We start from the raw sequence: 11,070 nt of genomic DNA on the forward strand, positions 1-11,070 counted from the left end.
CTCCCGCTCCATTTAATTAGATTGCATAACATTACATTTTGGGGTTTTATATTTTTCATTCTGTTCAAGTCAGTTACCTTATACCTCATCTTTCTGATAAGTGCTATAGCTACACCGATGTAGATGATTATTTCCCTTATCAAATGCCGGAAGTGTGGCTGTTTAAGAAAAATAAGCTCAGAATTTACGACTTGCAAAACGATCGATATGTCGAAAGTTCAGTTAGCCGTTATTTTCCCAATTTTAATGTATCAGAAATTGTGGAGGAATGCTGGCAAATGTCGCGCGATCGCCATACAAGTGCAATAATTCGAGAGTTGCGACGGAAAATTGAAAAGGAGAACGGTTGAATCATATCGTGTCCGGTGAATTGACCATAATTCCTGTAGGGGCAGGTTCACCAACAATAATTGGCTCAAACCCACAATTATGATAAACCTGCCCCCGCCCAACGATTACAAACAACTTTGATTTTGGGTAATTAAACAAACATCATATTCTGCCAAATCCTAATAGTTTTGTCACTGCTGCAGCTAGCCAAAAACTCTCCTTCCGGGCTAAAATTAACAGAATATACCGAATTAGTGTGACCTGCAATATTACAAATTTCTTGACCATCTTTAACTCGCCAAATTTTGATAGTTTGATTGCTGCTGCTAGCCAGAATCTCGCCATCGGGACTAAAAGCAATAGAATCAACATACCAAGAATGTCCTGTGATAGTTAAAACTTCTTGCCAATCTTTGACCCACCAAATTTTAATAGTATTGTCATGGCTGCCGCTAGCCAAAAACTCTCCATTTGGACTAAAAGCTATGCAGCGAACGGAGTCTGTATGACCTGTAAGTGTGCGACTTAGCTTCCCATCTTTAACTCGCCAAATTTTGACTGTTCTGTCCCAACTGCAGCTAGCAAGAGTTTCGCCATCAGGGCTAAAAGCGACAAAATAAACTAAATTGGTGTGACCCGCAAGCGTGTGAATTTCTTGCCCGTCTTTGACTCGCCAAATCTTGATTGTTTTGTCCCAACTGCTGCTAGCAATAATTTCGCCATCGGGACTGAAAGCTGCGCCGTAAACTGAGTTACTGTGACCGATCAGGGTGCGGATTTCTTGTCCATCTTTCATCCGCCAAAGTTTTACTGTTTTGTCGTGGCTGCTGCTGGCTAGCATCTGTCTGTCCGGGCTGAAAGCTACTGTATAAACCGAGTTAGCGTGTCCTGTGAGGGTGACAATTTCTTGCCCGTCTTCTACTCCCCACAGCTTGATTGTTTTGTCATCGCTGCCGCTGGCTACAACTTCTCCGTTGGGGCTGAAAGCCACAGAGTAAATTAAGTTTTTGTGACCTGTGAGGGTGTGAAGACATTGCCAGTTATAGGTTTGCTGTTGGGGCTGGGCAGCAGTTTTTCCTGGTTTAACTAACTTGGAATTTGTTTGAGGAATTGCTAGATCGATCGCAACTTGGGGATTAATTTCTTTTAATACTTCAACAGCCGTTTGATAACGGCGGTTAGTAGCATTTTGAATCATTTTGTCTAAAATTTTTCCGAGTTGTTCACCCACGGGGTTGTTTGCCAAATACTGCCGCCAGATCCAGGCATCTTCACCAGGATCGAACAGGTCAAATGGGGAAACTTGAGTTAGCAAATACAAACAAGTTACGCCTAAACTGTACAAATCGCTGGCAAAAAAAGCTTTGCCTCTAGCTTGTTCGGGGGCGATGTATTCGGGGCTGCCGATGCTGGTTCCTGTTTTGAGTAATGCTGTACCTGTGGCAATTTTTGCGGCGCCAAAGTCTACTAAAACTAATTGTTTGTCGGCGCGGCGGATGATGTTTCCGGGTTTGATGTCTCGGTGAATAACGTTGTGGGAATGGATGAAGTGAAGGACGGGTAATAAGCTATTGAGTAAGTCTTGAATTTGATTTTCTGTAAATGTGCCTTCTGTTTCTACAATTTGTGCTAAATTTTGCCCGTCGATAAATTCTTGGACTACATATTGTCTGCTGTCTTGGATGGAATAGGCTAAGAGTTCGGGAATTTGAGGGTGTTTGCCCAATTCGTCTAATCGCATTGCTTCTTGTTCAAAAAGTTCGGCTGCTTTTTTGCTGTTGCGATTGCTTACTGATGAGATGAGTTGGGTTTCTGGGGGTAAAAATTGTTTGATTACGCAGCGAGGTTTTGAGGGTTTGTCTTCGTCAACGGCGAGGAATGTTCTACCAAAACCGCCTTGCCCGATCGCCTTTATAGCCCGGTAGCGATCGCGCAGCAGCAGTTTTGAACGGCAATTTCGGCAAATTTTGGCTGCGGGAGGGTTTTGTGGCTTGGAACAGTTGGGGTTTAGGCAGTAACTCATTCGATTTTGGATTTTAGATTTTATATTTGGGGTTATGAATTTGAGATTTTATGTTTTTGAATATTTGCACTAGGCAGTAGATATTATACATTTTATCAGACTCTCTAAGACTTATTCAAACAGTGGTTCTACCCGCTACTTATAGGGGTAAGGTGCGCATTCCGCACCCTACATATAGAGGTTTTGCTAGTCCTGAATTAAATCTTTTAGAAGTTCCACATAACGGGGTTATTGTCTAAATGATCGGTGACTGTTCGCCCGATCGCGTCAATTTCTTTTAATTCCTCTTCACTCAATTTTACCTCAGCAGCTTTAGCATTTTCGGCTGCTTGTTCCCCGTCGCGCGCGCCAACAATTGCATTTGTTTGTGGCTGGGAAATCAACCAAGCTAAAGCTAAATTTCCTAAGCTTGTCTCGTGGCGATCGGCAATTGGCCTGAGTTGATTTAATGCTGTTTGCACTCGGTCGTAATTTTCTTTGATGAACAGCTTATTTTTGGCGCGGTGGTCGCCTTCTTCAAACTTGTGTTCTGGGCCGAATTTACCTGTCAATATTCCTTGAGCTAGAGATGAATAGGCAATGATGGAGATATGATTTTCCACACAATAGGACATAGCATCTTTTTCTACCCAGCGCCAAAACAGAGAATAGGGCGGTTGCAAGCTGTCGATGCGTCCGTATTGGGTGGCTTCTTCTATTTGGGCGCGGGAGAAGTTGGAAACCCCGATCGCCCGAATTTTTCCCTGTTCTTTTAACTTGTTCAGGGCGTCCATTGTTTCTGCAATTGGCACTAACTCGGAATTCCAAGTGCCAGCGGGCCAGTGGATTTGGTAAAGGTCGATATAATCGGTGTTGAGGTTTTTTAGCGATCGATCGCACGCTTCGATTACCAACTCGGGTTTCAGGTGGTTGGCGAAAACTTTGCTAGCATAAACTACTTGCGATCGCACATCTGAAAGTGCTTGACCGATAATTTGTTCCGAATGCCCTTCTCCGTAAACCTCAGCCGTATCAAAGGTGGTAATACCTGCCTCAAAAGCCGCGCGCATTGCTTTGACAGTTTCAGCATCCTCAATTCCCACCCACATCCGCTTCCCAGCTTGCCAAGTCCCCATAATTATCGGGGTAATCTGAATTTGTGATGTCCCCAATTGTCGCTTTTGCATACCCTAAGTCCTCATTTATATTTTTAGTATTCACCCTCAAGCTCTCTAATCTTAACAGAAAAAAGTTGGGTAGTCATGCACAGTAATACTATCGTTTTATTATGAAATAATTATAGTGATGTACAAAGTTAAAAATTAAAAATGGGAGCATCTAACTTTTGCAGCCAAGCTAGAAATTGGAGTTAGGAGTCAGGAGAAAAAAGTCCGAATAAAAAAGGAAGAAGCCAGAAGAAGTGTTTTTACAAATATGAGATACTCTTCTTATGGTAATCTAAAGCTACCTGGTAAAGCCAGAATTTAATCCTCTAAAATCAGTTTAGCCTCCTGTGTTGCTTGAGAACTTTGGCGGGACTGATAAATGAAATGCCCTGAGAAGAAGAGGTACTAATCATGACAGCTTCAATGACAGGCTCATAAACCGTTTTTTCTGCAACCCACTCCACAATAAAGTTGGCACCTGATCCTCCACTTGTATCATCTGCTGCAATAAAAAATTCTGTGGAAGCAAGCGGCTTGAGTTCTACTGGACTCTTAATGTCCTGCCTAATCAATTTCCCATCACTATCGTAGTAACGCACGGAAGTAATAATAATCGAATTTGTCAGGTCCGTATTGCGGATACTGAGGGTTGCTGACAAATTCATGACCTGCTCCTGGCTATTGTAGTGATAAATATGTGAGTAAATAGGGACATATAGGGTTTGTCCCATCACAACTTTTGTTTTATCTAACGGAACTGCTTTCAGTGAAATTTCACGTTTTATATCAGGTTGTTGTCTTGGTGAGGTAGTTTGGTCTGAACAAGAACTTAGGACGATCGCCCCTAGCGCCCAACCAACCCAGAAATCATGTTTCAACTTCATCGGCATTCATCCAAATACACCACATACATTGCAGTTACGTCTAAAGCAGAAAGCAGAGTGCACCTTCTCTCTCGTTTGAGGCGGCTTAGTGATAAGGTTTGAGGGGCAGTTCAACCTGGAACGTTGAGCCCCTGCCCACTGCACTCGTCACCTGTATTTGTCCGCTGTGTGCCTTGACAATTTGTTGGACGATCGCTAACCCCAGCCCAAAGCCTCCGCTATCCTGCGATCGCTCGGTGTCTACTCGATAGAAGCGATCGAAAATATAGGGTAAGTCCGCTTCTGGAATACCGGTTCCCGTATCGATAATCTGAATGACTGCCCAATTGGAATGAAGAACTAGGCGTATCTGTATAGTTCCGCCAACGGCAGTATATTTACAGGCATTGTAAAGCAAGTTTTCTACTACTTGCCGCAGCAAATCAGGGTCAGCCAATAATTCAATCCGTTGTTCCGGGAATTCGCAGATCAGTTTGATATTTTGGGCTTCTGCAAGTGCGACAAACTGGGTTGCTAAATTGCTCAGCAACTCGTTGAGATTGATTAACCTGAGCGATTCCGGCGCAAGTCGCCCCTGATGACGAGCCAACAGCAGTAAATTATTCACGAGCGCTCCCATTGATTTTGCGCTATCTACAATGTTTTCTAAGGGAGGATGGTAACGCGAATCATCAGCCGCGATGATCAACCCAAGCTGGGCATTAGTGAGAATGGCAGACAGGGGCGATCGCAACTCGTGAGAGGCATCGGCTGTAAAGCGCTGAAGCTGCTGATAGGCTTGCCGAATCGGTTGCATGGCCAGCCCGCTGAGAAACCAACCTGTGAGGGCAATTAAGCCCAGTGTCAGCGGGACAGCGAGAGTGAGCACCATCTGAAACTGAGTGAGCCTGTTTTGAGTTTCTGTCAGGGGAGTTGCAACCTGAAGATAACCGAGTACCCCAGTTCTACCTTCAACGGGTAATGTCACCTGACGCAGCCAGATTCCTTTTCCCAAAAGTGGATCGGTCGATCGAACTGTTAGATAACCAAACGGCGTATTTAACTGCTCAGGAGGAGAATCCCCAAAAAAACGAACGAGCCGCCTTTGTGCGTTATACCAGCGTACATAAATCAGATCTTCTGCAAGGGGATGAGACCCACTGCCTAACAAGGGGACATGACTCAGATCGACCTGGTTCTGGTTTTTGCGAACTTCATAATGTACGCTAGCCGCCATCACTCTAGTTTTGTCATAGAGAAGTCGGTCAAGGGCCTCTAGTTTATCTTTTACCTCAATCTGATAGATCGCCCCAGCAAACAGCACGAGAATGCTTCCCATTGAGAGGGTGAACCAACGAGCCAGATTGCGACGACTTTGATTAAACATGACTTGGCTTGACGATCGTCACTTGAGAGGGGAACTGAGGCGATAACCCATACCGTAAATGCTCTCAATCCAGTCTGCCGATCCTACAGCCTGCAAGCGTTGGCGGAGTTTGCGAACTAAAACAGTAATCGCATTGCTCTCTGGTTCGGTCCCCCATTCCCACACGGCTTGTTGAATCTGATTCCGAGTCAAAACCTGTCGGGGATGGCGCATAAAATACTCCAACAACTGAAACTCGCGACTGGAGAGGGAAACGGTTGCACCTTGTCGCTCAACAGTAAGAGTATCGAGGTGGAGGTGTAGATCCTCAAGGCTGAGCGTATCTCCTTGCCAAAGGGGCGATCGCCGTCTTAATGCCCGCACTCGTGCCATGAATTCAACCAAATCGATCGGTTTCACCAGGTAATCATCTGCACCTGCGTCTAACCCGGTCACTTTTTCCGGCGTGGTGTCTCTTGCGGTGATCATCAAAATCGGCGCTGTTTTCCCTGCTGCTCGATATTGACGACAGAGATTTACCCCACTGATATGTGGCAACATCCAGTCCAAAATCAACAAATCATATTCTTTTTCTGATAACAGCCACTGTGCCGTCTCTCCATCTTTTACCCCATCCACGCTATGTCCTGCTTGAGCTAGTACCGTTTGCAGCGGCATCAGTTGCTTTGGGTCATCTTCCACCAGCAAAACTCTCATATCTCGGCTCGCTTCCTTCACAGCTTGCAGTTTTCAGCATTAGAGTTTGAGGCGATTCGCGCATCTTCTTTAAGCTAGATTTTAGGATAGAGCAAGTTGTATTAAAGTGCAAAAAGATAGTAAGACCCTCAGAACGGATGGGAAAGAATAGCTGATGATGAGACGTTGGCTAAAAGCATCAGGCGCAGAGTTTTGGTTGCCATTGCCGTTTGTGGCGATCGCGTTTTGGGTTGGTTCCAGTTTCCTAATGGCTCAAGAATTACAACAACCCCAGATAGTAAAGAATAAACTTCAGGCAGATACCCAGCTTAAAGCAACGGTGTCTGTCAATATATTGCTGATCAACGCGGTGATTAACCGAAAACAAGGAACCACCCAGGTTGCGGTAGAAACAGCAGAACCCATTTTGAAGCGATTGGAATTAGAATTGCCAATGACTGACGCAACCCAGATAGAGAAAGCGATCGCGCAAGAACTACAGTTATCGCGTCAAAATGTTCGCCAGTTAGTCCGTTACGAGATCGTGGAATAAGTTTATTGTTTCAATAGGGCGATCGCATCCAGTCAAATAAGGTTGGCCAATCCATAGGTTTCCTCGCTGCGATCGAGCAATTCCTCAAGAGGCAAAAAGCGCCAAATACTCTTGCCACTTGAGGATTAAGAACTACTGAGTGACGATTTCGTTATTGATGGAAACATTTGCTGCAACTTGCCGAGCAATTTGTTCTGCCAATGCTTTTTGTTCTGCCGTTTGAACGCGCCCTGTTAACACAATCGAATTACCCCGATCGTCTGCGTCCAAATCGAATGGCTTGAGGGTGGCATCGGAGTCTAAAGCGTCTTCTACGCGATCGGCAATATCGTCAATGTCTTGATTCTGAGCCGTCTGTGCGGTCGTGGTTGCAGGCGTAGCAGGGGTTGGAACAGTCGTATTTCCAGTGGCAGTTGTGGGAGCAGAAGTAGATGGGACAGTTGTCTGTGAAGTATTGGAGGGGGTGCAAGCACCTAAACCCAAAATTGCAACAGTGCTGACGCTGATTCCTTTTGCAAATAGCTTTAATAATTGCATATTCTTTGTTTGTTTTGCTTGTGGTAAAACGCCATTTTGCCGATAAACCTCAGCATGAAGTCTTTGAGGATTTGAACTCAATAAGTAAATGTACCATAGTTCACCCATCAAAAGTAATGCTTTTTACAACCCTTTTAATAAAAAGCAACAATAAATCAAATCCAGTGAACTAAGGTTGGCAAGCTTATAAGTTATCTAAATCGGTTCTGTGCCTAAGTATAGGGAGCAAATGTGATCCAAATGTGAGTAACAGAAATCAGTCTCTCATTTTTCCCTCACTTTCATCAATGACGCTAGAAACCAGACGAAATAACAGAGAAGCAGTTGGCTTGACAAGAAACGTTATGACTGCAACCAATGTAGAAAAATTAGTAGAACACTCTTGGCATCACCTCTGTGTCGAGAAAGTGGCTCGGATTTTAGAGACTGACCTGGAAATAGGTCTATCTTCCGAGGTGTCAGCGGAGCGGCGCGAGATCCTCGGCCCCAATCAACTAACGGCTCAAAAGCCGCAAAGTGCCTGGTTGCGATTTTTTCAGCAACTGAATCAGCCGCTAATCTACATTTTGTTAGCCTCTGGCATAGTGACAGCATTTCTGAAAGAGTGGATTGATTCAGGGGTAATTTTTGGGGTTGCTCTGACGAATGCCACCATTGGTTTTGTTCAAGAGTCAAAGGCAGAGAATGCGATCGCCACTTTAGCAAAATCTGTTGCAACTGAGGCAACCATTCTCCGCCACGGTCAAAAGCAAGTAGTTTCATCCAGCGAACTGGTTCCTGGCGATCTCGTCTTGCTGTCTTCTGGGGATAAAGTGTCTGCAGATCTGCGGCTGATCGAAGTCCGTGACTTACAAGTTGATGAATCAGCGTTAACGGGAGAATCTGTCCCGGTTCAGAAGCAATCCCGGGCACTAGAGGCAGACGCTGCACTGGCCGATCGCACGAACATGGCGTATACCGGAAGCCTGGTAACGTTTGGACAGGGACGCGGACTCGTTGTCAGCATTGGTGACATGACCGAGACGGGACACATCTCCCAACTCATGCAGCAAAGCACCGCCTTGGAAACCCCACTGAGTCGCAAAATTGACAAATTTAGCAAAACCTTGCTCTATGTCATTTTAGGTTTGGCTGCCTTCACCTTTGCTGCAGGCATTGCCCAGAGATTTTCTTGGGTTGAGGTGTTTAAGGCATCTGTGGCCCTTGCCGTCAGCGCAATTCCTGAAGGATTACCGGCGATTTTAACGGTGACACTGGCGATCGGGGTTTCCCAAATGGCAAAGCAGCACGCCATTATTCGCAAACTTCCGGCAATTGAGACGCTGGGCAGCACCACCGTGATTTGTTCCGACAAAACAGGAACCTTGACAGAGAATCAAATGACGGTTCAAGAGATCGATGCCGGTGGAAAACGATATCGGGTTAGCGGTGGAGGATATGCACCAGAGGGGGAAATTTCTGTAAATGGACACTCCGTTGACCTGGCGAACGCACCTGCTTTATATGAATGCCTGCAAGCAGGATTGTTGTGCAACGATTCTTATCTAGACGTGCAAGACGGGAACTGGACTGCGATCGGTAGTCCAACGGAAGGGGCGCTGGTTGCAGTCGCTTACAAAGCTGGGTTAAGCGACAAACTAACGCAGGCGCTTTGCCGACTCGATACACTGCCGTTTGAATCTCAGTTTCAATACATGGCAACCTTACATGACGATCGCCCACAACGGTTGATTTATGTCAAGGGTTCAATTGAGGCAATTCTGAAGCGGTGTCGCCAGATGCTCGATGAAGAGGGAGAGGCGATCGCCCTCAACCCAGCGCCGATCGAGCAAGCCGTGGAGAGGATGGCGAAAAAAGGGCTGCGAGTTCTAGCACTGGCCAAGAAAGTTGTACCCGCTTCTCAATCTTCTATTGAGCATTCTGATATTGAGCAAGGGTTAACTTTTCTGGGTCTGCAAGGCATGATCGACCCGCCTCGCCCCGAAGCCATTCAAGCGATTCAAGCCTGTCGGTCTGCGGGAATTCAGGTCAAGATGATTACCGGCGACCATGCCAAAACAGCAGCAGCGATCGCGCACCAAATGGGACTAAATCAAACCCAAGAGGCTCCTGTTTTCACGGGTCAAGAACTCGCTCAAATGAATCAGCAGCAATTAGCCAATGCTGTCGAACAAAGCTGCGTGTTTGCTCGTGTCGCACCAGAACAAAAGCTCCGCATTGTCGAAGCACTTCAGTCTAAGGGCGAGATTGTGGCGATGACTGGAGATGGATTTAACGATGCTCCCGCCCTGAAGCAAGCTGATATTGGGGTAGCGATGGGCATCACGGGCACTGAAGTCACAAAAGAAGCCGCAGATATGATTCTGACGGATGACAACTTTGCTTCGATCGAGAAAGCCGTTGAGGAAGGGCGCACGGTTTATAAGAATCTGCTGCGGGCGATCGCCTTCATCCTGCCCGTGAATGGTGGAGAGTCTATGACCATCTTGATTGCCGTACTTCTGGCAGCCCCGCTACCCATTTTGCCCGTACAAATTCTCTGGCTGAATATGGTCAGTTCAGTTGCGTTGAGCTTACCGTTGGCATTTGAGCCGCCCTCTCCCGATGTCATGCAACATCCACCTCGATCGGCCAATGAACCGCTGCTGTCTCGCAGGCTGACGGCTCGGATTCTGACAGTTTCGGTATTTAACTGGATTGCGATCTTTGGGATGTTTGAATGGATCGTCCAAACCACAGGCAATGAAGCTCTAGCCCGGACGATGGCAATTCAAGCATTGGTTGCAGCCGAAGCTTTTTACCTATTAAGCATCAGTCGCTTCGTTCCGGCGATCGTCGCCAAACTGCGCGGTAAAGATGAATCAGTTGGGTATGCTGTGGCGATCGGCATTGTGGCTATTTTCATTCTCCAATTCCTGTTTAGCCAATTGGGCATTATGAATCAGTTATTCAACACTGAATCTTTAAACCCAATCCAAGGCTTAATTTGTATCGGATTCGGACTGCCAATGATTCCTTTGTCAGCTTTCCTAAAGCGTTTTGCACCTCTGAACTAAGTGGTTTTTGTGATGAAACCATTCAAAGCGGCTTTACCAGAAAGAATTGGTTTAAAGCCCCAATCCCCATCAGGAGAAATTAAAAGAAAACTATTCATTACTCTCATCCTCTTCCAGATAGAGTTCGCTATAAAGCGGTCAACTGTCAACTGTCAACTGTCAACTGTCAACTGAAACACTTTTTACCAATTTTGTAGCGTTGAATATTGAATATTTCTCATGAATTACCAAAACCTAAAACGTGCTACCGGCTTATTTACTAATCATCGAAACGTAAAGCAGGCGCTAGTTGAGCTAAAAAGCAGGGACTTCCCCATGCACAAGATTTCAGTGATTGCTCAACCTTCTGACCATAATGATTTGGACTCTCTGGGTGTGCAGCAAATTTTAATCACAAGAGCAGCAGGCGCACAAGTAGGCGCGATATAGAACCCATTTGACATCTAAGAAGAGGGTGCAAGCCTTCTAATCATCAGCCTAATAAAACAAAGGTTGAGCTTA

Annotated in this window: 10 protein-coding genes; 4 read left to right on the forward strand and 6 right to left on the reverse strand. The window is 45.7% G+C overall.

Going from position 1 to position 11,070, the window contains the following annotated elements:
- The first annotated feature begins 38 nt into the window (after positions 1-38).
- Positions 39-350 (forward strand): hypothetical protein, encoded by a 312-nt coding sequence (locus QUB77_RS30595; RefSeq protein WP_333180794.1) that lies wholly within the window; start codon positions 39-41, stop codon positions 348-350.
- A 131-nt stretch (positions 351-481) separates the two neighbouring features.
- On the opposite strand, the gene QUB77_RS30600 is transcribed toward QUB77_RS30595, so the two are convergent.
- The 5 genes from QUB77_RS30600 to rppA all read right to left on the reverse strand — a co-directional run bounded on the left by QUB77_RS30600 (position 482) and on the right by rppA (position 6,444).
- A complete protein-coding gene (locus QUB77_RS30600) occupies positions 482-2,353 on the reverse strand; it encodes a serine/threonine-protein kinase (protein ID WP_333180793.1) in 1,872 nt (623 codons plus the stop codon).
- A 206-nt stretch (positions 2,354-2,559) separates the two neighbouring features.
- Positions 2,560-3,519 carry an aldo/keto reductase gene (locus QUB77_RS30605; protein WP_333180792.1) on the reverse strand — a complete coding sequence of 320 codons (960 nt, stop codon included), beginning with the start codon at positions 3,517-3,519 and terminating at the stop codon, positions 2,560-2,562.
- Between the two features lie 311 nt (positions 3,520-3,830).
- The gene (locus QUB77_RS30610) at positions 3,831-4,382 is read right to left on the reverse strand and encodes a DUF3124 domain-containing protein (RefSeq protein ID WP_333180791.1); all 552 of its coding nucleotides are present in this window, start codon (positions 4,380-4,382) and stop codon (positions 3,831-3,833) included.
- A gap of 85 nt (positions 4,383-4,467) precedes the next feature.
- On the reverse strand, positions 4,468-5,748 hold the full coding sequence (locus tag QUB77_RS30615; RefSeq protein ID WP_333180790.1) for a HAMP domain-containing sensor histidine kinase: 1,281 nt from the start codon (positions 5,746-5,748) through the stop codon (positions 4,468-4,470).
- Positions 5,749-5,766: 18 nt separating this feature from the next.
- A complete protein-coding gene (rppA, locus tag QUB77_RS30620; protein ID WP_333180795.1) occupies positions 5,767-6,444 on the reverse strand; it encodes a two-component system response regulator RppA in 678 nt (225 codons plus the stop codon).
- A gap of 154 nt (positions 6,445-6,598) precedes the next feature.
- On the opposite strand from rppA, the gene QUB77_RS30625 reads away from it, so the two are divergent.
- A complete protein-coding gene (locus QUB77_RS30625; RefSeq protein ID WP_333180789.1) occupies positions 6,599-6,976 on the forward strand; it encodes a hypothetical protein in 378 nt (125 codons plus the stop codon).
- A 132-nt stretch (positions 6,977-7,108) separates the two neighbouring features.
- Here QUB77_RS30625 and QUB77_RS30630 read toward each other — a convergent pair whose 3' ends face one another.
- Entirely contained in the window at positions 7,109-7,621 is a 513-nt protein-coding gene (locus tag QUB77_RS30630) for a BON domain-containing protein (RefSeq protein WP_333180788.1), read from the reverse strand.
- Positions 7,622-7,857: 236 nt separating this feature from the next.
- Here QUB77_RS30630 and QUB77_RS30635 point away from each other — a divergent pair, with 236 nt between their 5' ends.
- A complete protein-coding gene (locus tag QUB77_RS30635) occupies positions 7,858-10,569 on the forward strand; it encodes a cation-transporting P-type ATPase (RefSeq protein WP_333180787.1) in 2,712 nt (903 codons plus the stop codon).
- A gap of 219 nt (positions 10,570-10,788) precedes the next feature.
- On the forward strand, positions 10,789-10,998 hold the full coding sequence (locus tag QUB77_RS30640) for a hypothetical protein (protein WP_333180786.1): 210 nt from the start codon (positions 10,789-10,791) through the stop codon (positions 10,996-10,998).
- Positions 10,999-11,070 lie beyond the last annotated feature (72 nt).

Origin of the sequence: Microcoleus sp. AT9b-C3, assembly GCF_036705485.1 — a bacterium.
Taxonomy (GTDB): domain Bacteria; phylum Cyanobacteriota; class Cyanobacteriia; order Cyanobacteriales; family Microcoleaceae; genus Microcoleus.

Excerpts from the sequence above, each read along its gene's own strand:
- rppA (WP_333180795.1), bottom strand. The coding sequence starts at position 6,444 with ATGAGAGTTTTGCTGGTGGAAGATGACCCAAAGCAACTGATGCCGCTG.
- QUB77_RS30635 (WP_333180787.1), top strand. The coding sequence starts at position 7,858 with ATGACTGCAACCAATGTAGAAAAATTAGTAGAACACTCTTGGCATCAC.
- QUB77_RS30625 (WP_333180789.1), top strand. The coding sequence starts at position 6,599 with ATGATGAGACGTTGGCTAAAAGCATCAGGCGCAGAGTTTTGGTTGCCA.
- QUB77_RS30615 (WP_333180790.1), bottom strand. The coding sequence starts at position 5,748 with ATGTTTAATCAAAGTCGTCGCAATCTGGCTCGTTGGTTCACCCTCTCA.
- QUB77_RS30600 (WP_333180793.1), bottom strand. The coding sequence starts at position 2,353 with ATGAGTTACTGCCTAAACCCCAACTGTTCCAAGCCACAAAACCCTCCC.
- QUB77_RS30605 (WP_333180792.1), bottom strand. The coding sequence starts at position 3,519 with ATGCAAAAGCGACAATTGGGGACATCACAAATTCAGATTACCCCGATA.
- QUB77_RS30610 (WP_333180791.1), bottom strand. The coding sequence starts at position 4,382 with ATGAAGTTGAAACATGATTTCTGGGTTGGTTGGGCGCTAGGGGCGATC.
- QUB77_RS30640 (WP_333180786.1), top strand. The coding sequence starts at position 10,789 with ATGAATTACCAAAACCTAAAACGTGCTACCGGCTTATTTACTAATCAT.
- QUB77_RS30630 (WP_333180788.1), bottom strand. The coding sequence starts at position 7,621 with ATGGGTGAACTATGGTACATTTACTTATTGAGTTCAAATCCTCAAAGA.